The organism is Parasphingomonas frigoris (genome assembly GCF_036663815.1).
Taxonomy (GTDB): domain Bacteria; phylum Pseudomonadota; class Alphaproteobacteria; order Sphingomonadales; family Sphingomonadaceae; genus Sphingomonas.
This window is the reverse complement of record NZ_JAXOJQ010000014.1, coordinates 1-16,941: the sequence shown is the minus strand read 5'-3', so window position 1 is coordinate 16,941 and position 16,941 is coordinate 1. Positions and strand designations below refer to the sequence as shown.

The following is a 16,941-nucleotide window of genomic DNA, read 5'->3' as shown; positions in this document are numbered from 1 at the left end:
TCGTGGCGCAGAGCGAGATCGAGGCGCTGGGCTATGTCGGGCTGGAAGTGTCCGACCTGAGCGCGTGGCGCGACTTCGCGACCACTGTGCTCGGTCTGCAAACGGTCGATCGGGCCGATGGCACCGTCGACCTCCGTATGGACGCCTATGCGATGCGGATCAGGCTGAGCGAAGGGCCGCGCGACGATTTGTCCTTTGCTGGCTGGGAAGTGCGCGACGAAGCGGCATTGGCGGCGTTGACGGCGAAGCTCTCCGCGCTCGGTATGGATGTCGTGCAGGCCGACGATGCAGTCGCCCGCGACCGCTATGTCGCCGGGCTGATCCAGTTTGCCGACCCCGAGGGCAACCGCCACGAAGCCTTTTACGGGCCGCTGCAAAGGACCGATGCGCCGTTCGTCAGCTCGCTGGGCACGCGCTTCAAGACCGGGCGGCAGGGGCTGGGCCATGTCGTGCTGAGTTGCGGCGATCGTCCGGCGATGATGGCGTTCTTCGTCGACGGGCTCGGCTTTCGCTTGTCCGATCATATCGACACCGAGATCGTGCCAGGTCGCCCGTTGCGCATCAGCTTCCTGCGCTGCAACGGACGGCATCATTCGCTAGCGCTGGCGCAAGTCCCGGTCCCCAAGCGCATCGTCCATCTGATGTTCGAAGTGACGACGATCGACGATGTCGGCCGCGCGCTCTCACGCTGCCTCGCGCGCGATATCCATCTGTCGTTCACGCTCGGGCGGCACTCGAACGACGACATGCTATCTTTCTATCCCGTTTCGCCGTCGGGCTTCGACATCGAATATGGCTGGGGCGGGCTGGAGGTCGATGACGAGCGCTGGCACGTCCTGACCCATGCCACCAATTCGGCCTGGGGCCACATCTATCAGCGCCCGCCGCGCACGCCGAAACCGGAGATCCTCGCATGACCGCACCGCATGATGCCTTGGCCGAGCGGCTGCGCGCGGCGTATCGCGGCGGGCCAGTGCCGCCGCTGCGGGACGGTTTGGAGCCGGGCGACGCAGCGGGAGCCTATGCGGTGCAGGCGATCAACACCGCGCTCTGGCAGGCTGAAGGCCGCCGCATCGTCGGCCGCAAGGTCGGGCTGACGGCGAAGGCGGTGCAGGCGCAGCTCGGCGTGGATCAGCCCGATTTCGGCGTGCTGTTCGCCGATATGCAGATCGCCGAAGGCGGCGTGCTGCGCGCGTCCGACGTGCTCCAGCCCAAGGCCGAGGCCGAAGTGGCGATCGTGCTGGCGCACGATATCGACAATCCCGCCGCCACCGCCAAGGACGTGTTCGCCGCCGTCGATTACGCCGCCGCCGCGATCGAGATCGTCGACAGCCGGATCACCGACTGGAAGATCACCTTCGCCGATACGGTCGCCGACAACGGATCGTCGGCGTTTTTCGTGCTGGGCGACAACCACAAGCCGCTCGACGGGCTCGATCTTTACACTTGCGGCATGGCGCTTGAAGTGAATGGCACGCTCGTCTCGCTGGGTGCCGGGGCGGCGTGCCTCGGCCACCCGCTGGAGGCAGCGGCGTGGCTAGCGCGGACGCTCGCGGCGGCGGGTGAGCCGCTGCGCGCCGGGGATATCGTCATGACCGGCGCGCTCGGCCCGATGGTCGCACTTACCCCCGGTGACCGGGTCGTCGCCCGAATCGGCGGCCTTGGTTCGGCATCATTCAGCTATGAAGGAGACCGCGCATGAGCGGCAAGATCAAGGTCGCGATCATCGGATCGGGCAATATCGGCACCGATCTGATGATCAAGATCATGCGCCATTCCGATCTGCTGGAGATGGCGGCGTTCGTCGGTATCGATCCGGAATCGGACGGCCTAAAGCGCGCGGCGCGCCTTGGCGTTGCGGTGACGCATGGAGGGATTGACGGGCTAAAGGCGCTCGACGTCTGGCCGGAGATCGGCATCGTGTTCGATGCGACCTCGGCCGGCGCTCACCAGAAGCACAATGCCGTTTGCGCGGCGGCGGGCAAGGTGATGATCGATCTCACCCCGGCCGCGATCGGGCCGTATGTCGTGCCGGTCGTCAATGGCGACGCGCATCTCTCCGCACAGAACGTCAACATGGTAACGTGCGGCGGGCAGGCGACGATCCCGATCGTGGCGGCGGTGTCGCAGGTGGCGACGGTGCATTATGCCGAGATCGTCGCGTCGATCGCCTCGAAATCGGCTGGCCCCGGCACCCGCGCGAACATCGACGAATTCACCGAGACGACGAGCCTGGCGATCGAGCAGATCGGCGGCGCGGCGCGCGGCAAGGCGATCATTGTGCTCAATCCGGCCGAACCCCCGATGATGATGCGCGACACGGTATTCGTACTGTCCAGCGGCGCGGACGAGGCGACGATCGCCGCCTCGATCGAGGCGATGGTGGCGAAGGTCAACGCTTACGTTCCCGGATACCGCCTCAAGCAGCAGGTGCAATTCGACCGGTTCGGGTCGAACAACCCGGTCAAGATACCCGGTCTCGGCACCTTCGAGGGCGTGAAGACGAGTGTGTTTCTCGAGGTGGAAGGCGCGGCGCATTACCTGCCTGCTTATGCTGGGAACCTCGATATCATGACCTCGGCCGGCCTCAAGACCGCCGAGAAGATCGCCGGACGATTGCTCACGAAGGAGGCCGCGTGATGGGTTTCGATCCCACCCAGACCAAGCTCTATATTCAGGACGTGACGCTGCGCGACGGCATGCATGCCATTCGCCATCAATATGGCATCGACCATGTCCAGAAGATCGCTCGCGCGTTGGACGAGGCACGAGTCGATGCGATCGAAGTCGCGCATGGCGACGGGCTGAACGGATCGTCGTTCAACTATGGCTTCGGCGCGCATACCGATTGGGAATGGATCGAGGCGGTCGCCGATGTGCTCGACCATGCCGTGCTGACGACCTTGCTGCTGCCCGGCATCGGTACGGTCCACGACCTGAAGCACGCCTATGATCTCGGCGTGCGATCGGTGCGGATCGCGACGCATTGCACCGAGGCGGACGTTTCCAAACAGCATATTCAGGCCGCGCGCGATCTCGGCATAGACACGATCGGCTTCCTGATGATGGGCCATATGATCGAGCCCGAGGCACTGGCGCAGCAGGCCAAGCTGATGGAAAGCTATGGCGCGACTTGCATCTACGTGACCGACAGCGGCGGTGCGCTCGACATGGATGGCTATCGCTCGCGGTGCGAGGCCTATGATCGTGTGCTGAAGCCGGAGACGCAGCGCGGCATCCACGCGCACCACAATCTTTCGCTTGGCGTCGCCAACTCGATCGTCGGGGTGCAGGCAGGCGCGATCCGCGTCGATGCTAGCCTGGCCGGTATGGGGGCAGGGGCGGGCAATGCGCCGCTCGAAGTGTTCATCGCCGCCGCCGATCGCAAGGGCTGGAACCATGGTTGCGACCTGTACAAGCTGATGGACGCCGCCGAGGATCTCGTGCGCCCGTTGCAGGACAGGCCGGTGCGCGTCGATCGCGAGACGCTGTCGCTCGGCTATGCCGGGGTCTATTCCAGCTTCCTGCGCCATGCGGAAAAGGCCAGCGTGGATCATGGCATCGATACGCGCGAGATATTGGTGGAACTGGGGCGTCGGCGCATGGTCGGCGGGCAGGAGGACATGATCGTCGATGTCGCGCTGGACCTTGCCAGCGCCGCGCGTGGCTGATCGTACATGGGTTGATGCACTGCAGGCGCTGATGCGCTTGCCAGTGTTCGTCGCGCCGATGTTTCTCATCTCCGGGCCGGACCTCGTCATCGCGGCGGGCAAGGCGGGGCTGATCGGCGCGTTTCCCGCACCGAATGCGCGCAGCATCGATGATCTGAAAGCCTGGCTACCGCGCATCGTCGGCGAGCTGGAAGCGGCTGGCCGCGCGGGCATGTGGGCGATCAACATGATCGTCCATCCGACCTATGATCGCTACGACGCCGAACTCGACCTGATCTGCGCATATCGGCCGCGCATCGTCATCACCGCGCTGGGCAACCCCAAGCGCCCGATGGAGCGCATTCACGCTTATGGCGGCGCGGTGTTCGCCGATGTCATCACGCCGGATCAGGCGCGCAAGGCGGTCGATGTCGGTGTCGACGGCCTGATCCTGGTGGCCAGCGGCGCGGGTGGCCACACCGGGCACTACAGCCCGTTCGCCTTTGTTGAGGAGGTGCGGATGTTCTGGGATGGCCCGCTGATCCTGGGTGGCGCGATCGGCAGCGCGCGTGCGATCCGCGCCGCACGGATGCTCGGCGCCGATTTCGCCTATATGGGTACGCGCTTCATCGCCACGCCCGAGGCGCAGGTGAGCGAGGAAAACCGCGAAATGCTGGTGCGGGCCACGATGCGCGATATCGTCACCACCCCCGCGATCACCGGCATACCCTCAAACTGGATGCGCGAAAGCCTCGAAGCGAACGGCTTCACGCCCGAGATGCTGGAGGTGAAGAAGAAAATCGATTTCTCCAACCTCGGCGATACCAAGGCGTGGAAAACGATCTGGGGCGCGGGCCATGCCGTCGGGCAGACCCGCGCGGTGCAGGATGTCGCCGCCATCGTGGACGGACTGGTGGCCGATTATGCGGCCCTTGAATCGGCCGATCGCATCACGCTCCTTTGAGGAAAGCGATGTGGAGCGCGTTGAAGGTGTCGGCATCCTCGAACTGCGGCCAGTGGCCGCATTCGTTCATCACGACATATTTCGCGCCGGGGATCATCTCGGCGATTTCCTTGCCTTCGGCCGGGGTCGCCGTCGGATCGTGTGAGGTCCAGACGACCAGGGTCGGCGCCTTGATCGAGCGATATTGTTCGGCGGTAATCATGTTCGGGCGGCGGATATCCATGTCCTGCAGGCACATGATCCGCTTCATCGTCTCGCCGAAACCGGGCTGCGCATAGATGGCGCGACGGGTTTCGATCAGATCGTCCGAGACCATCGCCTTGTCGCACATCAGGAATTCAAGGCGCGTCTTGATCCGCGCCCAGCTCGGGTCGGATGCGGCCTCGTTCGACAGGCTCTTCAGGCGTGCCATCACTTCGGGGTGTGCGGTCCAGCCACCGGCGGTGTTCAATACCAGCTTTTCCACGACTTCGGGGTGATGCACCGCCAGATAGGTGGCGACCCAACCGCCGAGCGATTCGCCGGTGATCATTGCGCTGTCGCGGCCAAGGACCTTCAGGACGGCACGAACATGGTCGGCATAGTCCTTGACCTGGTAATCGATCGCGGGCTGATCGCTCCAGCCGTGCCCGAGCATGTCGATCGCGACGAACCAGAATTCCTCACCATGCGGGCCGAAACTGCGCGCATAGGTCTCGGCATGGCCACCCACACCGTGCAGGGCCAGCACCAGCGGCTTGGACGGATCGCCCGACTGGATGTAGCGCGTCCGTATGCCGTCTGCGTCAAGAAACCCTTGACTGAAGCTGACGCCGCGCAGATCGGCCCAGACGCTGGCGAAGTTTTGGGGGCGTTCGTCCGTCACGATGCGATCCTTTTTGTAGCCGGGGTGTGGAGAATGGCGGCCAGTGCGGCGCGCAGCAGATTTTCGGCGATGTCCGCGTCGGCCACCGCAGCATGGCTGCGCCATGCGACATGGCCGTCGGGGCGAACGAGCAAGGTGCCTCCCTCGTTGATTTCGCGCACCCGCTGCCAGTCGCAATAGAGATCCTGCAAATCGGGTTTGCCGATCATCACCGTTTTCAGGAATGGCAGGCAAAGCCGCTCGGCCGCGTCGGCCCAGGCTGTTCCGGCGAGCCCGGTGACGAGGCTGAACTGGCCCTTGCCGATCACGTCGAGGGTGGAGAGGCGCAAGCCGTCGCGACCCACCAGCCACGCGTGCGGCATTTTCGCGCCGGGGCGCGTGGTGGGTTGCACGAACACCTCAGGGTCGCGGTCGAAAACTTCGGGTGCGGCATCCGCGTCGGCGATGATCGCGCGCGAGACGTAGCGCTGGTTCATCTCGATACCCTGAGCGTTGAATTCGCTTTCCTTGAGGTCGAGCGCGGTGCGTGCGCCCGCGCGGGCGGCGACGCCATCGGGGCCGGGATCGCGGAACCGGGCGATGCCCGCCTTTACCGGGTTGTCGGCGCCGGGGACGCGGAAGCAGTCGTTCAGCGGTTTGTAGTCCAGGCGCGACTGGTTGGCGCGCTGAACGATCTGCTTGCCGACCGGCGCGCGCTCCGCGCTGTAGCTTTCCAGCAGCTCGGCACCGGCATGGCCCTTGATGACATAGCCCAGCTTCCACGCCAGATTGTGTGCATCCTGCACGCAGGTGTTCATGCCCAAGCCGCTCGATGGCGGATGGCGGTGGACGGCATCGCCGCCGCAGAACACCCGCCCGCGCGAATAGTGCGTTGCATAGGCCTGATTCACATACCAGACCGATGCATTGACGATCTCCACCGCGATCGATGGATCGCCGATCAGCGTGGCGATCTGCTTGCGGGTGAAGGCTTCACTCAGGTCTGGTTCGCCCTTCGCCATGTCGAAGCCCCATCCCGCGATCCACTGCGTCCATGGCGTCACCGCGCGCAGCAGGCCCATGCCGATTTCGCCAAAGCTCGCCTCGGTCGTGACGATCCAGTTGAGGATACTGGGGCGATGCGCGACGAGGTGCGTCAGGTCCGCGTTGAAGGTGACATAGGTCGTGCCCGCGCGCGCCATCTGCCCTTCGATCGGCAAGTCGATTTGCTCGGCGATCAGCGATTTTGCGCCGTCGGCCCCCACCAGGTAACGCGCGCGCATTTGGTACTCGCGCTGCGTCAGTCTTTCGCGCAAGGTCACCGCGACACCATCGGCATCCTGCTCATGCGACAGATATTCGGTGTTGAAACTGAACGTCGCGCCGCGCGCGGCAGCGTGCTTCAACAGGATCGGCTCCAGCTTGGGCTGGATGATGTCGACCATGCCGCACGGGCTGGCCTTCAGATAATCGCCCTTGCGCGCATCCCCGGTGCCCCACGTCCGCATGCGGACCAGTTCCTCGCCCGCTAGGCTGGTGGTGAACAGCGTGTCGCCCATCACGTCCCACGGGCTGGCTTCGCGCTCGATATCGTCCGACAGGCCGAGATCGCGGAACACCTCGTTCGTGCGCTGGTTGGTGATGTGCGCGCGCGGCGTGTGCGCGAGCCAGTTCCATAGCGACACCATGTGTGCCCGAACGCCCAGCGATGCGAGCGCCAGCGCGGTGGTCGAGCCGGTTGGCCCGGTGCCGATGATGATGACATCGGTGTCGAATACGTGTTTGTCAGGCATCGACGCTCTCCGGAATGGCGGCTTGGTTTGATCCTGCGGACAGCATGGCCATGCCTGCGATCCAGCCGTCGATCGGCTGGTAGAATTCAAGGTCGGTGCGGCAAGGACCGGCCATCGACTGCGCGGCCAAAGCGGCGATCCATGTCAGGAGTTCGTTGGCACCTCTCCCCGCCAATTCACGAACATTGCGCGTGTCGAAATGATCGAAGGCTGCAACATCGCCTGCCAGCAAAAGGTCGATGACTTTCCGGTCCCATTCCGGGTTGAGCGGCTGGCACGGCGGCAGGCCCTGCGCTGCGGCGGCGCCGGCCGCCAGAACGAAGGCCTTGCGCGCTGCCATGACATCGGGGCCGGGATTGTGACCGGCAAGCAGCCGCGCGCGCACATCTTCCGGCGCGGTGCGAAAATCGGGAGTCGGGGGATCGTGCGACAGCCCGCCCGAGGCGACGAACAGCACCTTCTTGCCCGTCGACAACGCCCAGGCACCCGCTGCCTCGCCCAACGCGCGCGCGCGGCGATAGGTGGGCAGGGGCGGCGCGGCACAATTGACGAAGACCGGAATGATCGGGGCGGGCAGCGTCATCGGTGTGCCAAGCATCTCCTCCCAAATCTGCACGAAGCCGTGATCGACCACCATGCAGTGCGACATGGCGACATCCACCCCAGCCGTCAGCAGCGCCTCCAGCAGGTCGCCAGCGAGGTTCAGCGGCACGGGCAGCGGCCCGGCATGTGTGTCCCAGTCGCCGAGCGACTGCGCCGCCAGCCCGACGCAGAACGCGGGCATCATATCGTAGAAGAAGCCGTTGAAATGGTCGGGCGCGAACTGAACGATCACGTCCGGCGCAAAATCGCGGACCGTTTCGGCCAGCCGCGCGAAGCCTGCAGCCACGGCCGCCCTGGTCACGTCGTCGGCGACTCCCTCGTGCAGGAGGGGTGTGTGCGACGCGCATATCGTCCGAAAGTGCGACAAGTTTTTTGTTCCTCTCGAAACTAGCATGCTAGCATGGAAACATGTCGTCAAGCGCTTTTGCCTTCCGCGATGCGGAGATCACTTCATTTGCCGATAAAAAGTGCTAGCATGTCAATGAGTGGCGGCTGCTGCTGCGAACGGGATGCGATGCGATGCGCAAAAAGGATCTAGTGAAGGACGAACTTCTCAAGCGCCTACTATCGGGCCGATATCGCTTTGGTGATCCGATTTCGGTCAAGGCGTTCAGCCAAGAAACCGGCATCAGCCGACAACCGATCATGACTGCGCTCGCTGGCTTGAGTGCAGACGGCTTTGTCACGGTGGTCGCGCAGGTCGGATGTGAGGTTGTGTCGCCGGGCGAAGACGATATCGGCGATTTCTACCTGATGTTCGAACGCCTCGAAGGACTGATGGCCGAACTGGCGGCAAAGCGCTGCGGCACCGATCAGCTCCGGCGTCTGCGCGCAATCAACCATGAAATCTCGCTGATCGACGCTGATGAGGCGGACGCCGCGGTAGCGTATCGCAACCTCAATCGCGCATTCCATGAGCTGATCCACGACATGGCACGATCGCCCATATTGTTCGAACGGCAAACCAATATGTTTGCGATGTCGGATTTTTTTATCGTTCAGACGGCCGGTTTCACCCAGCACATAAAGGGTGCAGCGATCGAACACGAGGAGATCATACGCGCAATTGCCGACAGGGATTGCGACCGCGCGAGGAATGCAGCCGAACATCACATTCGCGCGGTCGGTGATTACGTAAGAAAGGGTTTTGCTCGCTCATCGTGCTGATTAGGGTGGTGACGGTATTCGCATTGAACCGCGCCAGGTTTGCCGGAGGCTCTAACTCCTGAGGAGGGGAGCTTGAGCTGCCGCCGGTTCCATGGACGCGAGATTAAGATACATTGGCCTGCTTCTCGACCCCATGGGGCGGAGATAGCGTTAGGTCGAGTGCCTGCGTGTGGCACTGTAGAAGCGTTCGACGTAATCGAACACGTCCTGCCTTGCCTGATTGCTCGTGCGGTAGGTTTTGCGTGCGATCCGTTCGGCCTTCAGCGAGGAGAAGAAACTCTCTATGCTGGCGTTGTCCCAGACGTTGCCGGGCCGGCTCGTTGAGCAGGTGGCGCCAATGTCGGCCATCAGCCGCTGGAACTGCTCGCTGGTACGTTGGGCGGATTCAACCGGTCGTCGCAACGCACTGGTTGTCGATCTGCGCGAGGCATTGGTCAAGCGTCCCGGCCGGTGTTTTCCAGCCCAGCGTTTTGAGCGGTCTGCCATTAAGCGTTGCGACAACGGCCGCGAGCGTATCGGCGCTATGTGCGCTGAGATCGGTACCTTTTGGAAAGTACTGGCGCAGCAGCCCGTTGGTATTCTCGTTGGTGCCGCGTTGCCAAGGGCTTTGTGGGTCGCAGAAGTAGACCTTCACCCCCGCGTCTAACTTCAGACGCGCGTGCTGCGCCATCTCCGCGCCCTGATCACAGGTCAGCGTCCGTCGTAGTTCTTCCGGCAAGGTGACGATGGTCCGCGTGATGGCTTTCTGCACGGCCTCGGCGCCGTGCCACGCCAGCGCTGGTCCTTTCTTGTCGCCCGGTGCGACACCGTGACCTTCCTTGCGCGGTAGGTGCAGTAGCATGGTGAAGCGCGTGGTCCGTTCGACCAGCGTGCCCGATTGCCGAGCTGCCGAGCTCGAGGATGAGGTCGCCTTCCCAGTGACCCGGTTCGGCCCGGTCATCCGCTTCGGCAGGGCGCTCGCTGATCAGGATCTCTGACGACACGAAGCCTTCCCCCCGCTGGCCGACCCGCGCCCGCGGCATGCGCAGAGCTCGTCCGCTTCGCCAGCACGTGCTAAGGTCGCGGCGCAGCGCGCCACGGCCTTGAACGAACAGCGCCCGGTAAATGGCTTCGTGACTGATGCGCACCTTGTCGTCGTCCGGAAGTCGATGTGCAGACGGCTGGCAATCTGCTCCGGGCTCCATGCCTTTGACCAGCGCCGGTTCTGACGAGGCCCGTGTCGCCGCCCCTTCCAGGATACCGTGGGGCCGGTGAGGGGCACATCACCGGGTTTGGCAACAGCTCCGCTCGACGGGTCCTCGACTCACCGGCGTAGCGTTTCGTTGGCCGCGAGCTTGGCAACTTTAGGACGGCGCCGCGCGCTCGGCATGCCACTGAGCCGTCGTTGCTCGATATTCAAAATTGCCACTACGACTCGCAGCGTTTCGTCGAATCTCGCGGGAGATTGGCAACGAAGCTCGACCGAGCCGACGCGCAACCTCGCACACGCCGTGCCCTTGGACCAACAGCAACGCGACCTCTTCGCGTTCTGCCAAGGATAAATATATGCCCAGCAAGGGTTTAGCCGAGCGCCTGCACTCAGCTGGCGGCATACCGCCCGCCTCCCAAAATCAACGGCCGCCAACCGGCGGTGACGCTCCAGCCTTCACTGCTGCTGCCTCGCTGCTCATCCCGGCAGCAACATACTGCCAGAACATTGCATGCTCATGCCGATTGGCGACCGGCGGCCTCCCCGGCGACCGCAGTCGTGATCGTGTGCACTGGTTCGACCTTCGCTTCCCGATATCCATCGCCCGCCTTCATTTTCGAAGCGTTGCAACGACCGGTTGAATCCGCCTTGGCTGCCCTGATCGGAGTGATGCAGCAGTGCATCGGGCTTACGGCGTCGCCCGATCGCCGTGACCCGCGCATCGGTCACGCGCTGCGCCATCGTCGTGTCGCTCACCGACCAGTCCACCACCCGTCGCGAAAAAGGCACTCGTCGGTCGCCTGTCGCCGCTCTTCAGCAAAGCACGGGCGGCATTGCAGGACGCCGCCGATTCTCAAAGAGCGGTACTTAGGCCGCTGAAGCTGAACGTTACCGGCGCGGCGACGGTCGACATCTTTCCTCCGCTGCTCAACCGCTATATTTTGCTGCATCCGCACGTGCGAGTCACGCTCATGGTCGAAGATCGGCTTGTCAATATCACGGCAGCTGGGTGCGCTGCCGTGATACGGTTCAGCGGGCATCTGGCGCTCGACATAATCAAGGTGCCGATCGGTCCGCCGTTCCAGCGATTGGCCGATGCCGCGGCGCCTTCCTATCTCGCGCGCCTCCGCGTTCCGAACACGCCACTTGACGTGCTCGACCACCATGCGATCCGGCTCCGCTTTTCGAGCGGGGCGATCGTGGAATGCGAGTTCAAACGCGGCGACGAAACCATGACGATCGATCCCCCCGAAACGGCTGATGATCGGAGTCAATGTTGCGGCCGCAGGTCTTGAATCCGCTTGGGCCGGAGGCGGCGTGTGAAAACTTCGAAAACTGGCTGGCGCCGTATTTCGGGTCAGGTGCGCCCCAGCCGGTGCTTCCCGATGGTCGTCGCGGTTCGAAGGACCGAGGCTCTATTTCTCGAAGCGTTCATGCCCGCCTCCTTGCGCGCCTTTGTCAAGTCTTCGCGGACCAACGCTCCACTAGCCTCGCCATCAACCAGCATGCTAGCGGGATGGGTCCGCTGCAGGCCAAGCCGCGCCTAAACGGTAATGTAAACAAGCGGAGTTTGGCGAGGCCCGCGTGATCGCTGCGATGGGACAAAAAGCGTCGCGAAAGATCGCCTGTTCACCTGCGTTCCCGTGTGATCAGTCGAAACTTCCGCCCCGACCCGTGCCAGCGGTAAAGCGGGCGGCGCCGGTTGCCGCTTCGTCACGCAGCGGCGCAGCGCCTTGCCGGCTTTCGAAGCGCAACGCTCCCTCAATCGACTCATCCCACTGACAATAGGCCGACATCCGGTCGGCCTTCATGCACAATGCGGGAAAGGCGGCGATCGTCGCAGCCAGTTCCTGTGCCTCGGCCAGCGCGGATCCAGCCTCGACCAGCCGGTTGGCCAACCCTATCGCCAGCGCCTCATCCGCGGCAACGGGGCGACCGGTCAGGATCATGTCGAGCGCGCGGCCTTGGCCTACGATGCGCGGCAGGCGCACGGTGCCGCCATCGATCAGCGGCACGCCCCAGCGGCGGCAAAACACCCCAAAGATGGCGCTCCTCGACGCGACGCGCAGATCGCACCACAGCGCCAGTTCGAGCCCCCCGGCGACGGCATGGCCTTCTATCGCGGCGATCACCGGCTTGTCGATCAGCATCCGTGTCGGTCCCATGGGACCGGGACCTTCAGGTTCGTAAGGTGGGCCGGATTCAACGCGGGTGAGATCGAACCCTGCGCAGAACGTGCCGCCGGTCCCGGTCAACACCGCGACCGCCATATTGTCGTCGACCGCGAACGCGGTGAACGCGGCGCGGAGCGCAACCGCCGTTTCGGGATCGACCGCATTGCGCCGTTCGGGTCGATCAATCGTAATCGTTCGCACCGGGCCCGCGTCGCTAATCCGGATCGTCATTGTCCGGCTCCGACACTATGCGAATGGCTATGCGCGGCACCGCTGGCGAAGGCGGCGTCGACCACGTCCGACGCGAGACCTAGCATGACGAGGGTTTTGCGCGTGGCCGCGCCTATCATCTCGGCGGGCGAGGGTGCTGCATCGCGCAGGCCGTCGAACCGCGCCACCGGCAACGGCGTCGTCGTTGGACCGAAACGGGGATCCTCGCGCGTGACGAGATAGCCGTCGGCGTCCAGCTGCGGGTGGTTTCGAACCCCGGGCTTATCGTTAGCGACGCCGCATGGCACGCCCGCCATACGCAACCGTGCGGTCGCGTCTGTCGTGGTCATATCCGCGAGATGGGGCGCCCCGATCGCCCGCAATGCGTCCCAGTTGCGGAAACGCGACGCCATGTCAGCAAAGCGGGGATCTTCGAAAACCTGCGACACGCCGAGCGCCCGCGCCCAGCCGGCGAACTCGGCCTGCGACAGCATTACGATCACCACCCAACCGTCGCGCGTTCGCCACGGCCGATAAACGGCAGCGATATCCGGCGCCTGTACCAACGGCTGAGCAAAGATTTCGGTGCCATGGACATCGATCCAGCCATAAGCGACCGCCGCCTCCATCATCGAGATGTCGACCACACAGCCACGGTTGGTGCGTTCGCGCGCAACCAGCGCCGCCGAAACCGCCTGCGCGGCATATAGGCCCGCCGTTTTGTCACACACCCATTGCGGCGCGAGCCGGGGCTCGCCAGTGGCGTCGCGCACGGTCATGCCGGCTTCGGCCTGAACGATCGGATCATAGGCGCGTTCGGCACTCATAGGTCCTTCCTGCCCGAAGCCGGTAATGCGCGCGATCACCAGGCGGGGATGCTGGCGGTGCAACGTAGCGCTGTCGAGCCCGAGCCGTTCGTCAACGCCAGGTCGGAAATTGTGAATCACAATATCGGCCCCGGCAATCAGCCGCATCAGGATCTCGCGCGCCGGCAGCTGGGCGAGATCCAGGCCGACCGATGCCTTCCCCGCGTTCAGTGTCGCGTGCACCGCGCTGAAGCCGGGTGCGGCGATCGCCCCGAGCGCGCGGGCGCGGTCGCCCTCGGGCGGCTCGATCTTCAGGACCCGCGCACCCTGCTGCGCAAACAGCTGCGTGGCAAGTGGTCCGGCGACCACACTGGTCAGGTCGATCACCGTGATACCTTCCAATGGACCGGCCATGCTGTACCTTCTCGTTAGTGAGGCGACATAACGTTCTGTGGCGAAAGTTGCGAAAAAATGAAACATATCGATTTGCGCGCGCTGCCGCAACCCGGGGCCCGAACCGTCATTCTCGACCTGCTGTCGACCCGCGAGCGCGAGACGTGCTCGGCCGCCGAGATCGTGCGCGCAGGATCGGCGTTTGGGATCGAGGCGACGGGCATGCGCACCGCGATCACGCGATTGAAAGCCGATCACCGCATCCGGCAGGTTGCGCGGGGCCTCTATGCTCCGGGCGAGGCAAGCGAGCCCCTACAGCGCCGGCTGCAGGGCTGGCGCACGATCATTGATCGGCGAGGCGGCTGGTCCGGCGGATGGTTGCTGGTTGTTATCAGCAGCGCCGAACGTGCCGACCGCTCCGGGCTCAGGCGGACGATGCGCGCGCTCGACTTCGGCGGATTCGCTGAAGCTGAGGGCGGGATCTGGGTCCGTCCCGAAAATCTGCACGGCGGCGTGGCGACGGTCCGCGCCGAGCTCACCGCGCTCGGCGCGCTGCCTTCGATGCTCATGGCGCGCACGCACGATTTTGACGTTGCGCGAGAGGCGCGGCTACGATCCTTATGGAATATGGCGGATGTCGAACCCGGATATCGCTCGTTGGCGGCGGCGCTCGACGCGCACGGGGAACATGCTTTTGAGGAACCGCTCGCGACCGCCGCAGCAACGACGCTAATACTTGGGCGCGAGGCGATCCGGCGACTTGTTCACGATCCGCTGCTGCCCGACGAGCTGGGCGGCGTCGCAGCTTTGACCGACCTTCTGGCGGCGATGACGCGGTACGATCGGATCGGCCAACTCGTGTGGCGACGGTTCCTGACCGACGCGTGATATTGCGGTATATTGCGGTATATTGCGGTATATTGCGGTATATTGCGGTATATTGCGGTATATTGCGGTATATTGCGGTATATTGCGGTATATTGCGGTATATTGGATGATGTGCAATTATGTGCAATATCCAATTGCCGACGCGGATATTTCCGGGAGAACATCATGGCCGCTTTTGCCCCAGCCACGCTGCTCGAAACCCACGAGGTGACAAACCAGCCGGGAGAATTTGCCGGTCGCAACCTGTTCACCACCGATCCCGCTATGACCGCCGCGGTGCGTCGAGAGGGCGGGGCGTGGCTAACGGCACCGCTGACCGATCTCGGGGCGGCAATGGGCAGTGAGAAAGTGCTGGACCTAGGAGCGCTCGCCAATCGCCACCCGCCCGAACTTGTGTCGTTCGATCGCTTTGGCCGGCGGCTCGACGAGGCACGCTTTCATCCAGCCTATCACGACCTGATGCGCCTCGCGATGGACCACGGCATCCATGACGTTGCTTGGCGCGCTCGTCAGCCCGGTGGGCACGTCGCGCACGCGGCAATGCTTGCGGTGTTCACCCAGGCCGAAGCGGGGACGATGTGCCCTATCAACATGACCTACGCGTCGGTCGCCGGGCTGCGCTGTGAGCCCGAGCACGCGAAGCCGTGGATCGATGCATTGGTCGGCGGCACCTACGATGCGCCGCTGCGCCCGATCAGCGACAAGACCGGCATCACAATCGGGATGGCGATGACGGAGAAACAGGGCGGCAGCGACGTGCGCGCAAATACGACGCGCGCTCATCCGCTGCCAGATATCGGCCCGCGCGCCTACAGGCTGGTCGGCCACAAATGGTTCTGTTCGGCGCCGATGAGCGACGCTTTTCTGACGCTGGCCTACACCGAAGGCGGGCTTTCCTGTTTTCTCGCGCCGCGCATCACGCCGGACGGCGCGCGCAACGGAATTCATATCATGCGGCTCAAGGATAAGCTGGGTAACAAGTCGAGTGCGTCGAGCGAGATCGAATATCACGACGCGTACGCTGAACTGCTTGGGGAGGAAGGGCGTGGGGTGAAGGTCATCATCGACATGGTCCACCATACCCGGCTCGGTACGATCTCGGGCACAATCGGAATTATGGGGATGGCGCTCGCGCAAGCGTTCCACCACACCGCCGGGCGTCAGGCGTTTCAGCGGCTGCTAATCGACCAGCCGACGATGACCAGCGTGCTCGCTGACTTGGCGGTGGAATATGAGGCCGCCGTCGCGTTGACGATGCGCATTGCGCGCGCGTTCGACGGTGCTGACGAGGAGGAGCGCGCGCTCGCCCGAATCGGCGTCGCAGTAGCGAAATACTGGACGACCAAGCGCAACCCGAATTTCGTCTATGAGTGCATGGAGTGCCTTGGCGGCGCCGGCTACGTTGAGGAAAGCATTATGCCGCGGCTCTATCGCGAGGCACCGCTCAACGCGATCTGGGAAGGCTCGGGCAACGTCATTGCGCTCGATATCCTGCGCGCGCTGTCGCGCGAGCCCGGCGCGCTCGACGCGGTTGCCAGTGAACTACGGCGGGCTCAGGGGGGCAACCGGCGCTTCGACATCGCCGCCGAGGCGCTGATCGCGCGGCTGAGCAAACGCGTGCCGAGCGAGACAGAGGCACGCTATGTCGCCGAACAGCTCGGGTTGATGCTGCAGGGATCACTGCTCGTTCGCCATGCGCCCGTCGCAACTGCCGACGTCTTCGTTGCGACCCGGATCGTCGGTGAGGGCGGCCGCAGCTTCGGCACGCTGCCTACTGGAACTGATGCGCGTACGATCGTCGACCGCCGTCGCGCTGCAAGCTTTGAAAACGCAAGTTAATATTTGTTGCATGCAAGAGACAACCGCAAAGGCGATCGACACCGTTCCAACCAATTAAACTCCTTTAAAATGCACCGCCGGGGCAGCGGAGCTGCGTTTCACCTCTTCAGATTGGCGCCCATAGTGCCAGCTCGTCTTCATCGATCGGCGCGACGCGAGTGGGTCCGTTGCCGATCCGCGCTTCCAGCCGGGAGCGCGTGAGCGGCGGCCATATTGACCTGCTCCCCAGAATTCATGCCATTGGTAAGTTAGCTCGTCAGATGGAGACGAGCGATGCGGCGAAGCCGATTTACCGAGGATCAGGTCATTGGGGTGCTGCGGGAGCATGAGGCTGGCGTGAAGACGCCCGACCTTTGCCGAAAGCACGGGATCAGCGATGCGACCTTCTACAACTGGAAGTCGTAGTACGGCGGGCTGACGG

The 16,941-nt window shown here is 63.9% G+C and carries 14 protein-coding genes and 4 pseudogenes; 10 read left to right on the top strand and 8 right to left on the bottom strand.

Annotated elements, in window-relative coordinates; all coding sequences use genetic code 11:
• Nucleotides 1–2: 2 nt before the first annotated feature.
• Genes U1872_RS21250 through U1872_RS21230 form a run of 5 tightly spaced genes read left to right on the top strand, consistent with a single transcriptional unit; the run spans nucleotide 3 to nucleotide 4,614 of the window.
• Entirely contained in the window at nucleotides 3–917 is a 915-nt protein-coding gene (locus U1872_RS21250; protein ID WP_332794885.1) for a VOC family protein, read from the top strand.
• Nucleotides 914–1,702: a 2-keto-4-pentenoate hydratase gene (locus U1872_RS21245; protein ID WP_332794884.1), complete on the top strand. Its 789-nt coding sequence runs from the start codon at nucleotides 914–916 to the stop codon at nucleotides 1,700–1,702. The genes U1872_RS21250 and U1872_RS21245 overlap by 4 nt, the downstream gene beginning before the upstream one ends.
• On the top strand, nucleotides 1,699–2,640 hold the full coding sequence (locus tag U1872_RS21240) for an acetaldehyde dehydrogenase (acetylating) (RefSeq protein WP_332794883.1): 942 nt from the start codon (nucleotides 1,699–1,701) through the stop codon (nucleotides 2,638–2,640). Before U1872_RS21245 ends, U1872_RS21240 begins: the two co-directional genes overlap by 4 nt.
• Nucleotides 2,640–3,671, top strand: a complete 1,032-nt coding sequence (gene dmpG, locus U1872_RS21235) for a 4-hydroxy-2-oxovalerate aldolase (protein ID WP_332794882.1) — start codon at nucleotides 2,640–2,642, stop codon at nucleotides 3,669–3,671. Before U1872_RS21240 ends, dmpG begins: the two co-directional genes overlap by 1 nt.
• Nucleotides 3,664–4,614 carry an NAD(P)H-dependent flavin oxidoreductase gene (locus tag U1872_RS21230; RefSeq protein WP_332794881.1) on the top strand — a complete coding sequence of 317 codons (951 nt, stop codon included), beginning with the start codon at nucleotides 3,664–3,666 and terminating at the stop codon, nucleotides 4,612–4,614. The genes dmpG and U1872_RS21230 overlap by 8 nt, the downstream gene beginning before the upstream one ends.
• On the opposite strand, the gene U1872_RS21225 is transcribed toward U1872_RS21230, so the two are convergent.
• From U1872_RS21225 to U1872_RS21215, 3 genes are read right to left on the bottom strand one after another with little or no spacing between them, the layout of a single operon-like run.
• Complete coding sequence (locus U1872_RS21225) at nucleotides 4,601–5,479, bottom strand: alpha/beta fold hydrolase (RefSeq protein ID WP_332794880.1); 879 nt, start codon at nucleotides 5,477–5,479, stop codon at nucleotides 4,601–4,603. The genes U1872_RS21230 and U1872_RS21225 overlap by 14 nt on opposite strands.
• Nucleotides 5,476–7,251 carry an FAD-dependent monooxygenase gene (locus tag U1872_RS21220; protein WP_332794879.1) on the bottom strand — a complete coding sequence of 592 codons (1,776 nt, stop codon included), beginning with the start codon at nucleotides 7,249–7,251 and terminating at the stop codon, nucleotides 5,476–5,478. Before U1872_RS21220 ends, U1872_RS21225 begins: the two co-directional genes overlap by 4 nt.
• Nucleotides 7,244–8,272: a 3-carboxyethylcatechol 2,3-dioxygenase gene (locus U1872_RS21215; protein WP_332794878.1), complete on the bottom strand. Its 1,029-nt coding sequence runs from the start codon at nucleotides 8,270–8,272 to the stop codon at nucleotides 7,244–7,246. Before U1872_RS21215 ends, U1872_RS21220 begins: the two co-directional genes overlap by 8 nt.
• A 101-nt stretch (nucleotides 8,273–8,373) precedes the next feature.
• On the opposite strand from U1872_RS21215, the gene U1872_RS21210 reads away from it, so the two are divergent.
• Entirely contained in the window at nucleotides 8,374–9,021 is a 648-nt protein-coding gene (locus U1872_RS21210) for a GntR family transcriptional regulator (RefSeq protein ID WP_332794877.1), read from the top strand.
• A gap of 103 nt (nucleotides 9,022–9,124) precedes the next feature.
• Here U1872_RS21210 and U1872_RS21205 read toward each other — a convergent pair.
• The 3 pseudogenes from U1872_RS21205 to U1872_RS21195 form a co-directional block, all read right to left on the bottom strand.
• Nucleotides 9,125–9,399, bottom strand: a pseudogene (locus U1872_RS21205) (integrase core domain-containing protein); the annotation flags it as partial.
• A gap of 7 nt (nucleotides 9,400–9,406) precedes the next feature.
• Nucleotides 9,407–10,811 (bottom strand): annotated as a pseudogene (locus U1872_RS21200) (IS30 family transposase).
• Between the two features lie 47 nt (nucleotides 10,812–10,858).
• Nucleotides 10,859–10,993, bottom strand: a pseudogene (locus U1872_RS21195) (IS3 family transposase); the annotation flags it as partial.
• Between the two features lie 50 nt (nucleotides 10,994–11,043).
• Between U1872_RS21195 and U1872_RS21190 the strand changes: the two are divergent.
• Nucleotides 11,044–11,505, top strand: a complete 462-nt coding sequence (locus U1872_RS21190; protein ID WP_332794876.1) for a LysR substrate-binding domain-containing protein — start codon at nucleotides 11,044–11,046, stop codon at nucleotides 11,503–11,505.
• A 354-nt stretch (nucleotides 11,506–11,859) separates the two neighbouring features.
• Here U1872_RS21190 and U1872_RS21185 read toward each other — a convergent pair whose 3' ends face one another.
• A complete protein-coding gene (locus tag U1872_RS21185) occupies nucleotides 11,860–12,615 on the bottom strand; it encodes a crotonase/enoyl-CoA hydratase family protein (RefSeq protein WP_332794875.1) in 756 nt (251 codons plus the stop codon).
• Nucleotides 12,612–13,814 (bottom strand): CaiB/BaiF CoA transferase family protein, encoded by a 1,203-nt coding sequence (locus tag U1872_RS21180; RefSeq protein WP_332794905.1) that lies wholly within the window; start codon nucleotides 13,812–13,814, stop codon nucleotides 12,612–12,614. The genes U1872_RS21185 and U1872_RS21180 overlap by 4 nt, the downstream gene beginning before the upstream one ends.
• Nucleotides 13,815–13,886: 72 nt before the next feature.
• Between U1872_RS21180 and U1872_RS21175 the strand changes: the two genes are divergently transcribed.
• The 3 genes and pseudogenes from U1872_RS21175 to U1872_RS21165 all read left to right on the top strand — a co-directional run.
• Complete coding sequence (locus U1872_RS21175; protein ID WP_332794874.1) at nucleotides 13,887–14,681, top strand: hypothetical protein; 795 nt, start codon at nucleotides 13,887–13,889, stop codon at nucleotides 14,679–14,681.
• Nucleotides 14,682–14,846: 165 nt separating this feature from the next.
• Complete coding sequence (locus tag U1872_RS21170) at nucleotides 14,847–16,520, top strand: acyl-CoA dehydrogenase family protein (RefSeq protein ID WP_332794873.1); 1,674 nt, start codon at nucleotides 14,847–14,849, stop codon at nucleotides 16,518–16,520.
• A 273-nt stretch (nucleotides 16,521–16,793) separates the two neighbouring features.
• Nucleotides 16,794–16,922, top strand: a pseudogene (locus U1872_RS21165) (transposase); the annotation flags it as partial.
• Between the last annotated feature and the right edge of the window lie 19 nt (nucleotides 16,923–16,941).